The sequence below is a fragment of the Sphingomonas yunnanensis genome (genome assembly GCF_019898765.1).
GTDB classification, from domain to species: Bacteria; Pseudomonadota; Alphaproteobacteria; order Sphingomonadales; family Sphingomonadaceae; genus Sphingomonas; species Sphingomonas yunnanensis.
The window spans coordinates 134,167-151,349 of record NZ_JAIOKB010000010.1 but is presented as its reverse complement, the minus strand read 5'-3'; the positions used below and the strand labels follow the sequence as shown (position 1 = coordinate 151,349).

At 69.5% G+C, this 17,183-nt stretch carries 18 protein-coding genes; 5 read left to right on the top strand and 13 right to left on the bottom strand.

Going from position 1 to position 17,183, the window contains the following annotated elements; genetic code table 11:
* Positions 1–504: 504 nt before the first annotated feature.
* From K7957_RS19540 to hisS, 5 genes are all read right to left on the bottom strand, one after another.
* On the bottom strand, positions 505–933 hold the full coding sequence (locus K7957_RS19540) for a CBS domain-containing protein (RefSeq protein ID WP_223014473.1): 429 nt from the start codon (positions 931–933) through the stop codon (positions 505–507).
* A gap of 194 nt (positions 934–1,127) precedes the next feature.
* Positions 1,128–1,955, bottom strand: a complete 828-nt coding sequence (locus tag K7957_RS19535; RefSeq protein WP_223014472.1) for a DUF4167 domain-containing protein — start codon at positions 1,953–1,955, stop codon at positions 1,128–1,130.
* A 249-nt stretch (positions 1,956–2,204) separates the two neighbouring features.
* A complete protein-coding gene (gene prmC, locus K7957_RS19530) occupies positions 2,205–3,023 on the bottom strand; it encodes a peptide chain release factor N(5)-glutamine methyltransferase (protein WP_223014471.1) in 819 nt (272 codons plus the stop codon).
* 396 nt (positions 3,024–3,419) lie between these two features.
* A complete protein-coding gene (gene prfA, locus K7957_RS19525; protein ID WP_223014469.1) occupies positions 3,420–4,499 on the bottom strand; it encodes a peptide chain release factor 1 in 1,080 nt (359 codons plus the stop codon).
* Positions 4,496–5,746: a histidine--tRNA ligase gene (hisS, locus tag K7957_RS19520; RefSeq protein WP_223014467.1), complete on the bottom strand. Its 1,251-nt coding sequence runs from the start codon at positions 5,744–5,746 to the stop codon at positions 4,496–4,498. The genes prfA and hisS overlap by 4 nt, the downstream gene beginning before the upstream one ends.
* 53 nt (positions 5,747–5,799) lie before the next feature.
* Between hisS and K7957_RS19515 the strand changes: the two genes are divergently transcribed.
* The 5 genes from K7957_RS19515 (at position 5,800) to ppa (ending at position 11,598) form a co-directional block, all read left to right on the top strand.
* The gene (locus K7957_RS19515) at positions 5,800–6,483 is read left to right on the top strand and encodes a DUF1345 domain-containing protein (RefSeq protein ID WP_223014464.1); all 684 of its coding nucleotides are present in this window, start codon (positions 5,800–5,802) and stop codon (positions 6,481–6,483) included.
* Between the two features lie 143 nt (positions 6,484–6,626).
* The gene (locus tag K7957_RS19510) at positions 6,627–7,184 is read left to right on the top strand and encodes a gluconate 2-dehydrogenase subunit 3 family protein (protein WP_223014462.1); all 558 of its coding nucleotides are present in this window, start codon (positions 6,627–6,629) and stop codon (positions 7,182–7,184) included.
* 62 nt (positions 7,185–7,246) lie between these two features.
* Entirely contained in the window at positions 7,247–8,923 is a 1,677-nt protein-coding gene (locus tag K7957_RS19505; RefSeq protein WP_223014460.1) for a GMC oxidoreductase, read from the top strand.
* A 132-nt stretch (positions 8,924–9,055) separates the two neighbouring features.
* Positions 9,056–10,984 carry a M61 family metallopeptidase gene (locus K7957_RS19500; RefSeq protein WP_223014458.1) on the top strand — a complete coding sequence of 643 codons (1,929 nt, stop codon included), beginning with the start codon at positions 9,056–9,058 and terminating at the stop codon, positions 10,982–10,984.
* Between the two features lie 35 nt (positions 10,985–11,019).
* Complete coding sequence (ppa, locus tag K7957_RS19495) at positions 11,020–11,598, top strand: inorganic diphosphatase (RefSeq protein WP_223014456.1); 579 nt, start codon at positions 11,020–11,022, stop codon at positions 11,596–11,598.
* Between the two features lie 292 nt (positions 11,599–11,890).
* Here the strand turns inward: ppa and K7957_RS19490 are convergent, their stop codons facing one another.
* From K7957_RS19490 to K7957_RS19455, 8 genes are all read right to left on the bottom strand, one after another.
* Positions 11,891–12,226 (bottom strand): TfoX/Sxy family protein, encoded by a 336-nt coding sequence (locus K7957_RS19490; protein ID WP_223014454.1) that lies wholly within the window; start codon positions 12,224–12,226, stop codon positions 11,891–11,893.
* Entirely contained in the window at positions 12,223–12,546 is a 324-nt protein-coding gene (locus tag K7957_RS19485) for a DMT family transporter (protein ID WP_223014452.1), read from the bottom strand. Before K7957_RS19485 ends, K7957_RS19490 begins: the two co-directional genes overlap by 4 nt.
* Before the next feature lies 1 nt (position 12,547).
* Complete coding sequence (locus K7957_RS19480) at positions 12,548–13,030, bottom strand: GNAT family N-acetyltransferase (protein ID WP_223014450.1); 483 nt, start codon at positions 13,028–13,030, stop codon at positions 12,548–12,550.
* Positions 13,027–13,929: a DMT family transporter gene (locus K7957_RS19475; protein ID WP_223014448.1), complete on the bottom strand. Its 903-nt coding sequence runs from the start codon at positions 13,927–13,929 to the stop codon at positions 13,027–13,029. The genes K7957_RS19480 and K7957_RS19475 overlap by 4 nt, the downstream gene beginning before the upstream one ends.
* Positions 13,926–14,312 carry a type II toxin-antitoxin system VapC family toxin gene (locus K7957_RS19470; RefSeq protein WP_281422899.1) on the bottom strand — a complete coding sequence of 129 codons (387 nt, stop codon included), beginning with the start codon at positions 14,310–14,312 and terminating at the stop codon, positions 13,926–13,928. The genes K7957_RS19475 and K7957_RS19470 overlap by 4 nt, the downstream gene beginning before the upstream one ends.
* Positions 14,309–14,554: an AbrB/MazE/SpoVT family DNA-binding domain-containing protein gene (locus K7957_RS19465; RefSeq protein ID WP_223014444.1), complete on the bottom strand. Its 246-nt coding sequence runs from the start codon at positions 14,552–14,554 to the stop codon at positions 14,309–14,311. The genes K7957_RS19470 and K7957_RS19465 overlap by 4 nt, the downstream gene beginning before the upstream one ends.
* A gap of 36 nt (positions 14,555–14,590) precedes the next feature.
* Positions 14,591–15,715 (bottom strand): flavodoxin-dependent (E)-4-hydroxy-3-methylbut-2-enyl-diphosphate synthase, encoded by a 1,125-nt coding sequence (gene ispG, locus K7957_RS19460; protein WP_223014442.1) that lies wholly within the window; start codon positions 15,713–15,715, stop codon positions 14,591–14,593.
* 164 nt (positions 15,716–15,879) lie between these two features.
* Positions 15,880–17,160 carry an aspartate kinase gene (locus K7957_RS19455; RefSeq protein ID WP_223014440.1) on the bottom strand — a complete coding sequence of 427 codons (1,281 nt, stop codon included), beginning with the start codon at positions 17,158–17,160 and terminating at the stop codon, positions 15,880–15,882.
* Positions 17,161–17,183 lie beyond the last annotated feature (23 nt).

Below are 17,183 nucleotides of genomic sequence, written 5' to 3'. Positions count from 1 at the left end.
GAGCCAGGATCAAACTCTCAAGTTTGATGCTCGATACACACCCGGCGGAATAACCAGATGCATACCGCTCACTTCAAGGAGCCGTTCCTGCACTTCACATATGGATACGTGAAGGACATATGAAACGGCTTGAGCTCTGACGACCCCGACGCACCTTGAATGCGCCAGACCCGCAGACCACCGTCCACATGTCCCTTCATCTAAAACCTACAATGTCAAAGAGCCGCCGACGAAGAAACCGGACACCGAACCCTCCCCCACCCTTCGATCGGGGAGAACAGTGTCCATCCTATCTGACGACCGACCGAGCAACGCTGCCGAAGCAACCCGCCCCGTCCGGTGAAGCCGCATATATGGACACCAGCCGAAGCGGTCAAACACTTTTTGCAATTTTATGTCGGGCTCCGGCGCGATCGGCGGAGGACCGCGGTTCTCACAAGCGTGATCGAGTTGATCCGGCGGCGAATCAGCGTTCTCGGCGCGCGTCGCCTCTCGGCCCTCCCGTCAGACCTGTTGGATATAGTCGCGCATCGCCGCCGCCTCCGCCTCGATCCGCTCGATCCGGAATTTGACCAGGTCACCGATCGAGACGATCCCGCGCAGCTCGCCATCCTCGACCACGGGAAGATGACGGATGCGACGCTGTGTCATCAGCGACAGTGCCGCGAGGACCGCATCCCCTGGAGCCGCGGAGAGCGCCGGTGCTGTCATCACGTCCTGCACGCGCGCCTGCAGCACGTCACTGTCGGATCCGGCGAGAAGCCGCACGACGTCGCGCTCGGAAAAGATGCCGCGCACGACGCCGTCCGTGACAACCGGGAGCGCACCGATGCGGTGCTCGGCGAGCAGTGCGATCGCACCCGCCACGGTCGTCTCCGGGCTCACAGTGACGAGCGCGGCACCCTTGCCGCGCAGGATGGCTGCGATGGTCATGACCCTCTCCTCGGGCGGACGACCCCGACGCGGGCCACCGCTCCTCGCCGCATCATCCTCTCTTCGCGTGGCAATGCAAGCGCCCGGATAGGACAGGAAGAACGGGGCCGAAGCGCCGCGGGTTCGCGGAGACGAGAAGGGGCCGGCATCCGTCGCGGATACCAGCCCCCTCCCTTACCTGAGTCGCGCGACGCCTACTCGGCCGGCGTCGCCTCCGCGGCCGCACGGACGCGACGACGACGCGGCTTGACGGCCGGCTCGTCGCCCTCGCCCGGCTCGACCGCGACGCCGAGCGCGGGGGGCAGCCGGTCGATGCCGAGCTCCGGCTCGCGCTCGGCCGCGATGGCGGCGCCGTTCACCGCGGCAACGTCGGTCGCGGCCTCGTCGCGCGGCTTGCGCGCGCGACGGCGGCGCGGCGCACCTTCGTCGCCCTCGTTCACGCTCACGTCACTCACCGATGCGCCGTTCTCGCGCGGCGCGGCGTCGACGTTCTCAGCGAGCTCGCGCTGCGGACGACGCTCGTCGCGGCGCCCCTCGCGGCGCGGCTCGCCCTGGTCGCGCGCCTCGCGGCGGCCCTCGTCGCGGCGGCCCTCGTCGCTACGTCCCTCGTCGCGGCGGTTGCCGTCGCGCTCGCGCCGGGGTTCGATCTCGCTGACGCGATGCTGCTCGTCGGCGCGGATCGGCTCGCCCTCGTCGCCGAAATCGTCGCCGTCGTCGAAATTGTCGAAATCGTCGCGCTGACGCCGCTGGTACGGCTGGTCGTCCGAGCGGCCGCGCTGATCGGCCAGCACCCGGAAATAATGGTCCGCGAACTGGAGGTAATATTCAGTGTTGACGCGGTCGCCGGCCATCTGCGCGTCACGCGCCATGTTGCGGTACTTCTCGAGCAACTGGGCCGCGTTGCCGCGGGCACGACTGTCGATCCGGTTACCGCTGTCACGCTGCCCCTGGCCACCGCCACCCTGACGCTGCTGGCCACCACCACGGCCGCGACGGCGACCGTTCTGACGGTTGTTGATCAAATCACTGTCCTCGTCCTGGAACCAAAACCGGCACTTGCTCCCGATGCAACGGGTTGCAGTCGTTTCCCGGCGCCGCGCGTGCCGGGCACCGCAGGCCTGCCATGCCGCCGGACTGCAGCGGCTGCTACGAAGGGAGGGCCGTGCGCCCATCCAACACAACAGATGTCGTTGAGTTCGCGTGCCCCGACGCAGTCTGTAACGGCTCGGCAGGCGTTCTCAAAGCGAAATGTGGTGACGCTACGCCCCGAATCAAGCCGTGACGACGAGGCAGCGATCACGCCCGGCGAGGTCGCGCCGCAGCGCCACGCCCAGCCCCGCGGCGCGGAACAGCGCGGTGACGGTCGCCCCCTGGTCAGCGCCGATCTCGACGCAGGCGAGACCGCCGGGCGCGAGCAGCGCTGGTAGCTGCGGCGCGATCACGCGATAATCGTCGAGCCCGTCGATGCCCGCGAACAGCGCGGCCGCCGGCTCATAGTCGCGCACCTCGTCCGGAAGATCGGCACCAACGGCGACATACGGCGGGTTGGCGAGCACGAGGTCGAAACGCTCGGCGATCCCGGCGGCCCAATCGCCGCGCTGAAACGCGGCGCGGTCGGCGAGGGCGAGCGCCGCGGCGTTGGTGCGCGCCTGGTCGAGCGCGGCATCGGAGCGATCGACCCCGAGTCCGGTCGCGTGCGGCCACTCGGCCAGCGCCGCGAGCAGCAGCGTGCCGGGCCCGGTGCCGAGGTCGAGCACGCGAGCCGGGAGCCGGTCCGTGAAGTGCGCCAGCGCCGCCTCGAGCAGCGTCTCGCTGTCGGGACGCGGGATCAGCGCGCCGGGTCCGACCGCCAGCTCGATCGTCCAGAAGGCGCGCGTGCCGGTGATATAAGCGACCGGCTCGTGCCGGACGCGACGCTCGACCATCGCGGCGTAGCCCGGCGGGGCGGTCCAGTCATCGAGCGTGAGCAGCAGCCGCTCGCGCGTGATCCCGAGCGCGTGCGCGAGCAGCAACTCGGCGTCGAGCCGCGCCGTGTCCGAGAAAGCGAAGCGCGCCGCGGCGTCGCGCAGTGCCTGGCGGGCAGCCGTCATAGGCGCGCCACTGCTCGTTCCTCCGGGCGCAGGAGTCTGGGAATGGAGCCACGCGAAGGCGCGAGGACGCGTAGCAGGGAAGAGGTTCTCACACGGAGGCGCGGAGGCGCAGAGAGGGAGCGTGCGCGACAGCGCCATCGAACGCTCCCGACGAGGCGGTGGAAGAGGCCGCCGCCTGGCTGGGTCTCGCGACTCCGCGTCTCCGCGTTTCCGCGCGAGCTCCGGCCCGATCCGCACGAGGCACTTCCGCTGCGCACCTTGGCGCCGCCGCATGAGCCTAACTTCGCGTCTTCGCGGCTTCGCGTGAAGATCAGCTCGGCCATCCCCGCGCGACAGCCACCGCGGGCGCGCGCACGCCACCCCCAGCGAACGTCGCGAACGTCTTGCCGAGCCGCGCTACGCCGCATCCAGCGTCGCCAGCCGCTCGGCCTCGTCCTCCGCCACCAGCGCGCCGATCAGCTCGTCCATGTCGCCCTGCAGGATCTCGGGCAGGCGGTGGAGCGTCAGGTTGATGCGGTGATCGGTCACGCGCCCCTGCGGGAAATTGTAGGTGCGGATCCGCTCGGAGCGGTCGCCCGAGCCGACCATCGCCCTGCGCGTGCCCGACCGCTCGCTCGCCAGCCGCTCGCGCTCGGCCTCATACAATCGCGTGCGCAGCACCTTGAGCGCCTTGGCCTTGTTCTTGTGCTGCGACTTCTCGTCCTGCTGGATCACCACCAGCCCGCTCGGGAGATGGGTGATCCGCACCGCGCTGTCGGTGGTGTTGACCGACTGGCCGCCCGGACCCGACGAGCGATAGACGTCGATGCGCAGGTCCTTGGCCTCGTCGATCTGGACGTCGACCTCCTCCGCCTCGGGCAGCACCGCCACCGTCGCCGCCGAGGTGTGGATCCGGCCGCCGCTCTCCGTGACCGGCACGCGCTGGACACGGTGCACCCCGCTCTCGAACTTGAGCCGCGCGAACACGCCCGCGCCGGTGACGCTGGCGACCACCTCCTTGTAGCCGCCGGCGTCGCTGTCCGATGCGGAGATCAGCTCGACGCGCCAGCCCTGCCGCTCGGCGTAGCGCTGGTACATGCGGAACAGGTCGCCCGCGAACAGCGCCGCCTCGTCACCGCCTGTGCCGGCGCGCACCTCGAGCATCGCCGATCGCTGGTCGGCGGCGTCGCGCGGCAGCAGCGCCAGCGCGAGCCGCCGGTCGGCGTCGGCGAGCGCGACGCGATTGTCGCGCAACTCCTCCTCCGCCATCGCGCGCAGCTCGGCGTCGACGTCCTGGGTCATGTAGGACAGGCTCTCGGCCTCCTGCCGCAGGCGGCGCACCTCGCCCGCCGCGAGCGCGACCGGCTCGAGCTCGGCATATTCCTTGGAAACCTGGACGAAGCGATCGCCGTCGAGCGCACCGCTCGCCATCATCGCGGCGAGCTCGTCGCGCCGCGCCTCGATCTGCCGGATGCGGTCGAGCGAGATCGCGGTCATGCGGCGGCTATGACGGCGTTCAACACCGCCGCGACCGCGGCCATCTCGTCGTGTACAGCGCCGGAACCCCGCTGCTGGAAACCCAGGACATCGCCGCTCCGCTTCAACGTGACGACCTGGCCGGGGCTCATCTTCACCGCGCGATCGAACCGCTTCTTCAGGCTTCCGGTCACCACTGCCTCGGCGCGGATGCCGGCCTTGCGGAGCGTGGCCGTCGCGCTCGACGCGAGCGACTCCAGACCGGCCTCCTCAGCCACCACGACAACTGCCAACGCTTCCCCCGCGGGCTCCTCGAGCAGCATCGCCAGCCGTTCCACGCCAGCGGCCCAGCCCACGCCAGCCGTCGCGGGGCCGCCGAGGCTCTCGACCAGCCCGTCGTAGCGCCCGCCCGCCAGCACCGTGCCCTGCGCGCCGAGCCGGTCGGTGACGAACTCGAACGCGGTGTGACGGTAATAATCGAGCCCGCGTACCAGCCGCGCGTCGCGCTCCCACTTTACCCCGGCGGCGTCGAGCCCCGCGGTCACCGCGTCGAAGAAGGCGCGCGCGTCGTCGGTCAGATAGGCGTCGATGGCGGGCGCGCTGTCGGCGATCGGGCGGTCGCGCGGGTCCTTCGAGTCGAGGATGCGCAGTGGGTTCTTGTCCAGCCGGGTCAGGCTGTCCTCGCTCAGCTCGCCGCGGTGCGCCTCGAAATGCGCCACCAGCGCGGCGCGCCACGCCTCGCGCGTCTCACCGTCGCCGAGCGTGTTGAGCTTGAGCGTCACGCCATCGGCGATGCCGAGTTCGTGGAGCAGCTGGTCGGCGAGGGTCAGCAGCTCGACGTCGGCGGCCGGCTCGCCCGCGCCGAGGATCTCGGCGTCGATCTGGTGGAACTGGCGGTAGCGCCCCTTCTGCGGCCGCTCGTAGCGGAACACCGCGCCCGAGGTGACCAGCTTGAGCGGCGCATATTGCTGCCAACCGTTGCTGATATAGGCGCGCGCGATCCCGGCGGTGAACTCGGGGCGCAGCGTCAGCATGTCGCCGCCCTTGTCGGGGAAGCTGTACATCTCCTTCGACACCACGTCGGTGGTCTCGCCGATCGAGCGCGCGAACACCTGCGTGTCCTCGAACACGGGTACCTCGACGCGCTCGAAGCAATAGAGGCGGCGGACGCGGTCGAAGGCGTCGAGCACGCGCGCGAAGCGGCGCTGCTCGCCGCGGAAGATGTCCTGGGTGCCGCGGACACGGGCGGGTGGCTGGATACGGCTCATGATGGGTCGGCGTATCTAGGCGAGCGGTCGCGCGAGCGCTAGCCAATCGTCGCATGAGCACCGATCCGTCGCGCGACTCCGTCGCCCACCCGCTCCCGCCGCGCTGGTGGGGCATCGGCCGCAAGCTGGCGCCACCGCGCTTCGTGCTGTTCGTGCTGGTCTTCGCGGGCGCGCTGGCCGCGGCGATCCCGCACCTGGGCAAGGGGCGCGGCGTGATGGCGGCGTTCGACACCGCCGCCTTCACCTTCCTGGTCTCGCTGGTGCCGCTGTTCCGCCACGACACGCCCGCGCAGATGCGCCGCGCCTCGCGCGCCAACGACGCCAATCGCGCGCTGCTGCTCGCGGTGACCGGCGCCGTGACGCTGGCGATCCTGGTCGCGGTCGAGTCGGAGCTGAAGGGTAACGAGAGCGGACCGGGCAAGCTGCTGGTGATCGGCACGCTCGTGCTGGCGTGGCTGTTCTCGAACATGGTCTACGCGCTGCACTATGCGCACCTGTTCTATATGCCGGCGAAGGCGGGCGGCGACTCGAAGGGCATCGACTTTCCCGGGACGAGCGCGCCCGATTACTGGGACTTCCTCTACTTCAGCTACACGCTCGGCATGACCTTCCAGACCTCGGACGTGACGATCGCCTCCGCCAAGATACGGCGCGTGGTGCTGGGGCAGTGTCTCGCCGGCTTCGTCTTCAACCTCGGGGTGATCGCCTTCAGCATCAACGTCTTGGGCTCCAGCTGAGCCGCACCGAGCGGAAGGTGGTACCGCTACCGTTACCGCATTGACGACGGCGTCGCGACGTGGAAACATCCGCTTCAACAACCTGATGGGGTGGGAGAGGATATGCGCGTCACTCATGGACGCCGCGCGCTCGGGGCGCGCGCATGATCGATCGTCGTCAGGCACTCGCCGGCGTGGTCGCGGTCTTCGGCGCGAACCTGTTCGCCCCGCTCGCCCGCGCCGTCGCCTACCAGCCCGATCCGGTCATCAACACCGGTCCGCCCGCGCCGGTCTTCACCGCCGCGCAGCGCGCCACGGTCGCCGCGCTCAGCGAGCGCGTGCTGCCCACCACGGACACCCCGGGCGCCATCGCCGCGGGCGTCCCGGACTATATCGAGCATATGATGGGTGACTGGGCGGTCGACGACGATCGCGCCACGATCCTCGGCGGCCTCGCCGCGATCGACGCGCGCAGCATGGCCGACTACAAGGTGCCCGCCGCCAAGGCGACCGCGGCGCAGCAGGACGCGCTGCTGACGTTGGCGATGAACGACCAGCTGACCGGCGGACTGCCCTTCTTCACCGCCTTCCGCCAGCTCGTCATCTCGGGCTATTACACCTCCGAGGTCGGGATCACGCAGGAGCGGCATTATCTGCCGGTGCCCGGCGACTATGACGGCGCGTATCCCTATTCCAAGGTGAAGCGCATCTTCTCGTCCTGAGCCGCGCGGCGGCACACGCCGCCACGGCCTACCCGACCCTCGATATCGCGGACTTGAACATCATGGCAGCAACAGATCGCTTCGACGCCATCGTCATCGGCTCCGGCGTGAGCGGCGGCTGGGCCGCCAAGGAGCTCACCGAGAAGGGGCTGCGCGTCCTGATGGTCGATCGCGGCCGCATGGTCGAGCACGGCGAGGACTATCCGTTCGACGGCAAGCCCGCGTACGAGGTGCCGGCGCGCGACAAGATGCCCGCCGCGCTCGCCAAGCGCGACTATTTCGCGCTCAACGGCTGGGTCTCGCCCGCCACCCAGCCCTTCTTCATCAACGACCGCCTTAACCCGTACGACTATGACGCGCCCAACAAGTTCAACTGGGTGCGCCCCTCGGTGGTGGGGGGCAAGTCGCTGACCTGGGGGCGATGGAGCTTCCGCTGGAGCGACGCCGACTTCTCCGCCAACAAGCGCGAGGGCGTCGGCACCGACTGGCCGATCCGCTACGACGACGTCGCGCCGTGGTACGAATATGTCGAGAAGTATATCGGCGTCTCGGGCGGCAAGGAGAATCTGCCCTACCTCCCCGACAGCGAGTTCATGCCGCCTTTCCCGATGAACGTCGCGGAAGTGTGGCTCAAGGAGCGGCTGGAGCGCGAGTTCCCCGGCCGCAAGCTGATCAACGCGCGCCTCAGCAACATCACCGAGGACAAGCCCGAGCAGAACCGCTCGCGCTGTCAGAAACGCGCGCAGTGCAGCCACGGCTGCAGCTATGGCGCCTATTTCTCGACCCAGGCGGTGACGCTGCCCGCGGCGCGCGCGACCGGGCGGCTCACGCTGCGCTCGGACACCTGGGCGACCAATCTCGAATATGATCCCAAGCGCAAGCGCGTCACCGGGGTTCGGCTGGTCGATGCCAATACTGGCCGGGCCGAGGTAGTGAACGCGCGCATGGTGTTCCTCTGTGCCTCGGCGATGAGCTCGATGCACGTGCTGCTCAACTCGCGCGCCGCGGACAGCGAGCGCAGCTGGTTCCACTCCAACGGCGCGCTCGGCAGCGGCGTGATGGACCATATCTTCCGCGTCGGCGTCTCGGGCGAGATCCCGGGCATGACCGACCTGATCGAGTACGGCCGGCGCCCCGGCGGCGTCTATGTCCCGCGTTTCCGCAACCTCGTCGCCGAGGAGCTGCCGTTCAAGCGCGGCTACGGCTATCAGGGCCAGGCGTTCCGCCAGGCCGCCGCGCCCGAGGGCTTCGGCGCGGGGATGAAGCACGGCATGCGCGAGTACGGCCCGTGGCGCTTCTCGATGGGCGCGTTCGGCGAGTGCCTGCCGTACGACGACAATCGCGTGATGCTCAACTTCAGCAAGAAGGATCGCTTCGGCACCCCGCTGCTGCGCTTCGACGTGACGTTCCGCGACAATGAGATCAAGATGATGGACGACGCGCTCGAGCAGGGTCAGCTGATGCTGCGCCAGGCCGGGCTGACCAACGTCACCGGCGGCCGCGGCAAGCACGTCCCGGGCGAGGCGATCCACGAGATGGGCGGCGCGCGCATGGGGCGTGATCCCGGCACGTCCGTGCTCAACGGCTTCAACCAGGCGCATGACGCGCCCAATCTGTTCGTCACCGACGGATCGCAGATGGCGTCGGTGTCGTGCGTCAACCCGTCGCTGACCTTCATGGCGATGACCGCGCGCGCCGCCGACCACGCGGTCAAGCAGATGAAGGCCGGGATGATCTGAGCCGCGCGGGGCGCGGCGCGCCCCGCTGACCCGAATCGTCATCCTCGCTGACCTTTTTTCTGCTCCAGGGCTGGACGAGCGCCGCGCGCGCTCGCTACGCCCGATGTGACAACAGCACATCGGGACGCCGCCATGATCCGTCGCTACGCCGCAGCCGCGCTGCTGGCCTCCACCGTCCTCGCGCCACTCGGCGCCGCCGCGCAGGTGCCCGCGGGCAATAGCGCCCCACAGCCGGTGCCGTTCGAGGACACGATCCCCGCGCCCCGCGACACGCCCTATGCTGGCACGATCCGCCTCAACGTCGACGCGACCGACACGACGCGCGGCATCCTCAGCGTCACCGAGACGATCCCGGTGGCGCAGCCGGGCCATCTCGTCCTGCTCTTCCCCAAGTGGCTGCCCGGCGCGCACAGTCCGCGCGGCGAGATCGAGAAGCTGGCCGGCCTGATCGTCACCGCGGGCGGCAAGCGGATCGAGTGGACGCGCGACCCGGTCGATGTCTTCGCCTTCCACCTCGACGTCCCTGCCGGCGCGCGGAACGTCGAGGCCAAGTTCCAGTTCATCTCCGCCACCGCTGCCAACCAGGGCCGCGTCGCGGTGACGCCGACGATGATCTCGCTTCAGCCCAATTCGGTGAGCCTCTATCCCGCCGGCTGGTTCACCCGGCAGATCCCGATCCAGATGACGGTCAAATACCCCGACGGCTGGACCGCGGCGGGGGCGCTCAAGGCCAAGGCGACCGGCTCGACCTACGCCTATGAGACGACCAACTACGAGGTGCTGGTCGACAGCCCGATCCTCGCCGGCCGCTACGGCAAGAGTTGGCCGCTCTCCCCCAAGGTCAACCTCAACGTCTTCGCCGACGATCCCGCCGAGCTCGCCGCGACGCCCGACCAGATCGCGGGGCATCAGCGGCTCGTCGACCAGGCGGTGAAGACCTTCGGCGCGCAGCATTACGATCACTATGAGTTCCTGCTGTCGATCACCGACCAGCTCGGCGGCATCGGGCTGGAGCACCACCGCTCAAGCGAGAACGGCGTGACGCCGGGCTATTTCACCAAGTGGGACGACGGCCCCGGCCGCCGCAACCTGCTGCCGCACGAGTTCACCCATAGCTGGGACGGCAAGTTCCGCCGCGGCGCGGACCTGTGGACGCCCGACTTCCGGACCCCGATGCGCGACTCGCTGCTGTGGGTGTACGAGGGCCAGACGCAATTCTGGGGCTTTGTCCTCCAGGCGCGCTCGGGGCTGGTGACTAAGCAGGACACGCTCGACCAATATGCCGCGATCATGGCGCTGTACGACAGCCAGCCGGCGCGGCAGTGGCGCGACCTGGTCGACACCACCAACGACCCGATCATCTCGTCGCGCCGCCCCAAGGGCTGGACCAGCTGGCAGCGCAGCGAGGACTATTACAACGAGGGACTGCTCGTCTGGATGGACGTCGACTCGCTGCTGCGCGAGAAGTCGAGCGGCGCCAAGTCGATCGACGATTTCGCCCGCGCCTTCTTCGGCGTGCGCGACGGTGACTGGGGCGAGCTGACCTATACCTTCGACGATGTCGCCAAGACGCTCAACGACATCGTGCCGTGGGATTGGGCGGGTTATCTCCAGCGCCGCCTGACCGAGCATGCCGCGGGCGCGCCGATCGAGGGATTCGCGCGCAACGGCTATCGTCTGACCTATAGTGAGACACCGACCTCCTCGTTCAAGGCGGCCGAGACGAGCGCGCACAGCACCAACCTGACCTATTCGGGCGGCCTGTCGCTCGACGCGACGGGCAATCTCACGGGCGTCACCTGGGGCAGCGCCGCCTTCGACGCGGGGCTCACCGTGGGCGACCAGATCGTCGCGGTGAACGGGGACGCTTACTCAGCCGACAAGCTCAAGGCCGCGATCACCGCCGCCAAGACCAGCAAGACGCCGATCGAGCTCATGGTTAAAGCGTCGGATAGATTCCGCAGTGCAGCGCTCGACTATCATGGCGGGCTGCGCTACCCGCGGTTGCAGAAGATCGGCTCCGGTGACGGTGGCCTCGATCGTCTCCTAGCGCCCCGCTGACCGGCGGGGCGTTGCCGCTAGTAAAGGGGAAGCGCATGCGTATCGATCTCATTCCCGTCGGCAAGGATCCGCCCGACGATCTCAACGTGGTGATCGAGGTGCCGACCGGCGGCGAGCCCGTGAAGTACGAGTTCGACAAGGCGTCCGGCGCGCTGTTCGTCGACCGCATCCTCCACACGCCGATGCGCTACCCGGCCAATTACGGCTTCGTGCCGCACACGCTCTCGCCCGACGGCGATCCGCTCGACGCGCTCGTCGTGGCGCGCTCGCCGTTCATCCCGGGCTGCGTCGTGCGTGCCCGCCCGATCGCGGTGCTCAACCTCGAGGACGAGGCCGGCGGCGACGAGAAGCTGGTCTGCGTGCCGGTCGACTCGACCTTCCCTTATTACGCCAACGTCGGCGAGAAGGACGATCTGCCCGAGATCGTCTTCCAGCAGATCGAGCACTTCTTCACCCACTACAAGGACCTGGAGAAGATGAAGTGGGTGCGCATCGGCACCTGGGGCGGCCGCGAGGAAGCGCGCCGCATCACGCTCGAGGCGATCGCGCGCTACAATGAGGCGAAAGCAGAGGGCGAGGAGCCGCACGACTTCGACGTTCCCGGGCGCGACTGAGCGGCGTCGAGGAGTAAGGCGGCGGTCGTCGGCTGAATAGTCGATCGCGGCCGCCGCTTGTGTCGGCTCGCGTCTGTCCGCGCGGTACTTTCTCCGTCATCCCCGCACGGCGCGGATCCATGAAGGCTGACGCGGAGGCTCCTATCGAAGGCCTGCGCGTCTGGATCCCCGGCTCCGCGGCGATGTCGGCAAGGATGCAGGGAGACCGGCGGGAACCAGTAGACTGGCAGGGAGGCAGCATAACGACCGCGTCACGCGAGCGATCATGTCTGTCGGCCGCGCGGATACCGCCCTACCCCGCCGCGCGTCGACCCGCCGCCACCCCCAGCATCGCCCATTCGCGCATCGCGTCGGCGTCGTCGTGCACCTCCTCGGGCGCGCGCCGGTAGTTGATCGAGGCGGTGTTCCCCGCGCGTGCGTAGCGGAAGCGCTCGCACCCGGCCGCGTCCCACGTGGCGTCGGCCGCCGCATCCGACTTGAACCACAGCGCCCCGTCGCCCGTCACGAGCGCGAAGATCACGCCGTCGAGGTACACCGCCGCCCCGCCCATCATCCGCCGGCGCGTCACCAGCCCGAGCGGCGCCATCGCCTCCGCGACCCAGTCGACCAGGCCGCGGTCGACCGTCACGCCCCCGATCCGCGCAGCTTGAGCCCGGCGATGCACGACACCGCGCCGAGGATCAGCAGCAAGCGCAGCGGGGAGGCGGGCTCGCCGTACCACAGGATGCCGATCAGCACGGTGCCGAGGGCGCCGATGCCGGTCCACACCGCGTAAGCGGTCCCCATCGGGATCGAGCGCACCGCCCACTCGAGCAACAGCATCGACATCACCACCGAGACGAGGAAGCCGAGCGTCCAACCGGGGTGGCGGAAGCCGCTCACCTCGCGCAGGCAGGTAGTGAACCCCACCTCGAACAGCCCGCCAGCGACCAGCCAGAGCCATGCCATCTCAGCCGCGCCCGGCGAGCCTCACCAGCGCCTCGCCCTCGACGCGCTGGGTCGTCCACTGGTCGAGCGGCACGGCCCCCTTGGCGCGGTAGAAGTCGATCGCGGGCGTGTTCCAGTCGAGCACGGTCCACTCGAAGCGCGCGCAGCCGCGGTCGAGCGCCACGCCCGCGAGCGCGCGCAGCAGCGCCGCGCCCGCCCCGCTGCCGCGCGCCTCGGGGGTAACGTAGAGATCCTCGAGCCACAGCCCGCGCCGTCCGGTCCATGTCGAATACGTGAAGAAGTAGAGGGCGAAGCCGACAGACCCACCGTCGCGCTCGGCGATCAGCGCGGCGGCCGCCGGATCGCCGCCGAACAGCGCCTCGGCCATCATCGGCTCGGTCGCGCCGACCGCGTCGGGCTCGCGCTCATAGGCGGCGAGCTCGCGCACGAAGCGCAGCATGGTGGGCACATCGGCGGGGATGGCGGGGCGGATCGAGAGCGTCATGCCGCCCCCTCTAGCGCCCCGCGCGGCACCGCGCGACGTCGAGCGGCGTAGAGACAGGCGCCGACGATCACCGCCGCGCCCGCCAGCGTGCTGGTCGCGACGTGCTCGCCGAACACGGCCCAGCCGAGCAGCGCGGCATAGACGAACGACGTATATTCGGTGGTCGCGAGGAAGCCGGTCTCGCCGTGCGCATAGGCCCAGCCGAGCAGGAACAGCGAGCCCGTCGCCAGCACCGCCGCGGCCGCGATCTGCCACCAGTGCGCCACGGGCGGCACCGTCGCCAGCCATGGCGCGGCGAGCCCGAGCAGCGCGGCGAGCACCGCCGACTGGACGAAGGCGATCTCGCGCGCGTCCGCGACCTGACTCTGCAGCCGCGCGACCACCAGATTTCCCGCGTAGAGCACGGCCGAGACCAGGATCGCGGCGGCGCCGCTCGGCCCCTCATGGCCGAGCGCCAGCCGCGCGTGCCCGGCGAGGATCACGCCGACCCCGGCGAGCGCGACGAGCGAGGCCGCGACGAGGCGTAGGCCGACGCGCTCGTGCAGGAAGAGCGCGCCGAGCAGCAGCGCGAGCAGCGGCGCGATGTAGGTCAGCGCGATCGCCTGCGCCATCGGCACCCGCGCCAGCCCCCAGAAGAACAGCAGTGCCATCGCGGTGGTGATCGCGCCACGGATGACGTGCAGTCGCAGCGCGCGGGCGGACGGCCGCCGTCCCCCGCCGAGCCGCCACACCGCGCCGCCGAGGAGCGCGGCGAGCAGCGCGCGCCACAGCAGCGCGTTGTAGACACCGAGCGCGAGCGTCAGCGCCTTCATGAAGGCGTCCATGATCGAGAACAACCCGATCCCCGCCGCCGCCACCGCGAAGGCGAGCGCGGGCGAGAGCGCGCGGGTGGCGGTCAACGGATCAGGCGCACGTCGATGCCGAGCGCGGGATCAATCTCGGCCAGGCGCCGGTCGCCGGTGAACACCGTAAGACGGTGACGCTGTCCGAGCGCGAGGCAGGCGCGATCACCCAGCGAGGCGCCGATCGATCGTGTCGACGCCCGCGGCCGCCCCGCCGCGAGCGCGTCGTCCAGATCGAACGGCACCACGACGACATCATAGCCGCGGATGATCTCCAGCACCTGCCTCACGCTCGACTGACGCTCGACGCCGCGGGCGCAGCATTCCGACACGTTCACCGCCGACATCAGGCTTCGCCGGACCACCGCGAGCACGGCCTCTGCGCCGGGTTCGCCGAGCATCAATGCCATGACGGCCGAAGCGTCGACAACGCCCCTCATTCCTCGCCCCAGTCGGCGCGACGCTCCCGCAGGAACTGGTCGACGCTGTATTCATCGCCGAAGATTGCGCGCGCGCGCCGCTGCGACTCCCGCACCGACTGTTCGAACGTCATGATCGAGAGGCGGCCCGAGTCGTCCTTGTCCAAGATCAGCGTGTCGCCGTCCTTGATCCCTAATTCTCGACGCAGGTCGGCCGGGATGACGATCTTGCCGCCCGCGATCACCTTGGCGTGATAGGTCATGTCAGGCCCTCCAGGACCTGACCTGTAGCATCTGACCTATTCCGCCGCGAGCGCCGCCGCCGCGTCGCGCGCCTCGATCTCGGCGGCCTTGGCCTCGACCAGCCGCACGATGTGCTCGACCATGTCGGCGTCCTGGACGTGATGGTCGGTCACGCCCGAGAGATATACCATGTGGCGCCCGTTGCCGCCGCCGGTGATGCCGATGTCCGTCTCGCGCGCCTCGCCCGGACCGTTGACGACGCAGCCGAGCACGCTCAGCGACATCGGCGTGCGGATATGCTGGAGCCGCTCCTCCAGCGTCTGCACCGTGCGGATAACGTCGAAGCCCTGGCGCGCGCAGCTCGGGCAGCTGACCACGCGCACACCTCGGTTGCGGATGCCGAGCGCTTTGAGGATCTCGAAGCCGACGCGCACCTCTTCCTCGGGCTCGGCCGAGAGCGAGACGCGGATCGTGTCGCCGATGCCGAACCATAGCAGCGAGCCCATGCCGATCGACGACTTCACCGTCCCGCCGATAAGCCCGCCCGCCTCGGTGATGCCGAGATGGAGCGGGCAGTCGACCGCGTCGGCCAGCTGCTGATAGGCCGCGACCGCGAGGAACACGTCGGACGCTTTCACCGCCACCTTGTATTCGTGGAAGTCATGGTCCTGGAGCAGCTTGATATGATCGAGCGCGCTCTCGACCAGCGCCTCGGGGCAGGGCTCGCCATATTTCTCGAGCAGGTCCTTCTCGAGGCTGCCAGCGTTGACGCCGATGCGGATCGCGCAGCCGTTGGCCTTGGCGGCGCGCACCACCTCGGCCACACGCTCGGACGAGCCGATATTGCCCGGGTTGATCCGCAGGCACGCCGCGCCCGCGTCCGCCGCCTCGAGCGCGCGCTTGTAGTGGAAGTGGATGTCCGCGACGATCGGCACCGTGGCGGCGCGCACGATCTGACGCAGCGCGGTGGTCGAGGCGACGTCGGGGCAGCTGACGCGGACGATGTCGGCGCCGGCGTCCTCGCAGCGACGGATCTGGTCGACCGTGGCGCGCACGTCCTCCGTCGGCGTGTTGGTCATCGTCTGCACGGTGACCGGCGCACCGCCGCCGACGGGGACGTTGCCGACCATGATCTGGCGGCTCTCTCGACGCGTGATGTCGCGCCACGGACGAATGGACATGGCGCCCCATATACATGCGCGGCGTGACGGTTGGAAGGCGCGGGTGCGTTCGAGCGTCCACCGCCGCTGGACCGAGCTAGGCCGCGATCCGCCCCCCAAGTGCGGCAGAAGAGCCGCGCACTGATACGTCGACGATGCGCGTCAGCGCCGCGGACCGGTCGCTCCTACGCTGCCTCGGCGTCCAACCCATAAGCGGTATGGAGCACGCGCACCGCCAGCTCGGTCTCGTCCTCGTGGATCAGCACCGACACCTTGATCTCGCTGGTCGAGATCGCCTGGATGTTGATGCCGCGCGCGCCCAGCGTGGTGAACATCGTGCTCGCGACGCCGGCGTGGCTGCGCATGCCGACGCCGACGACGCTGATCTTCGCCACCCGCGTGTCGTGGATCAGCTCGCCGAAGCCGATCGCCTCGCGCGCCTGGTTGAGCGCCTCGATCGAGCGCGCCAGGTCGGCAGCGGGGACGGTGAAGGTCACGTCGGTGGCGCTGGTGCTGCTCGCGCCGTTGCTCGCGCTCTGGTGCGCGATGTTCTGGATGATCATGTCGACGTTGATGTTCGCCGCCGCGAGCGGCTCGAAGATGCTCGCCACCGTGCCGGGCTGGTCGGGCACGCGCGTCAGCGTGATCTTGGCCTCGTTCTTGTCATGCGCGATGCCGGTGATGAGCTGGCGTTCCACTTCCTCGATCTCCTCTTCGCCCACGATCATCGTCCCGGGCAGCGTGTCCGCCATGGGCGCGTCCGCGTCGGTGAACGACGACAGCACCTGAACGCGGACCTTCTCCTTCATCGCCAGCCCGACCGAGCGGGTCTGGAGTACCTTGGCGCCGACCGAGGCGAGCTCGAGCATCTCCTCGTAGGTCACCTTGGCGAGCTTGCGCGCGCGCGGCACGATGCGCGGGTCGGTGGTGTAGACGCCGTCGACGTCGGTGTAGATGTCGCAGCGGTCGGCGCGGATCGCCGCCGCGACCGCCACCGCCGACGTGTCGGAGCCGCCGCGTCCCAGCGTGGTGATTCGCTGCCCGGGCGCGACTCCCTGGAAGCCCGGGATCACCGCCACCGCGCCGGCGGCGAAGCTCTCCTCCAGCGCGTCGGTGTCGATCGTGTCGATGCGGGCCTTGGCGAAGGCGGTATCGGTGCGGATCGGCAGCTGCCAGCCGAGCAGCGAGCGCGCCGGCACGTCGATGGCCTGGAGCGCGATCGCGAGCAGCCCGCTGGTGATCTGCTCGCCCGCGGAGACCACGACGTCATATTCGCGCGGGTCGTACAGCGGCGAGGCCTCGCGGCAGAAGCCGACCAGCCGATCGGTCTCGCCCGCCATCGCCGACACCACCACCGCCACCTGATTGCCCGCGGCGGCCTCGCGCTTCACCCGCGCCGCGACCGAGCGGATGCGCTCGATCCCCGCCATCGAGGTGCCGCCGAACTTCATGACGATCCGCGCCAACGCCGTGTCCAAACGCCTTGGGT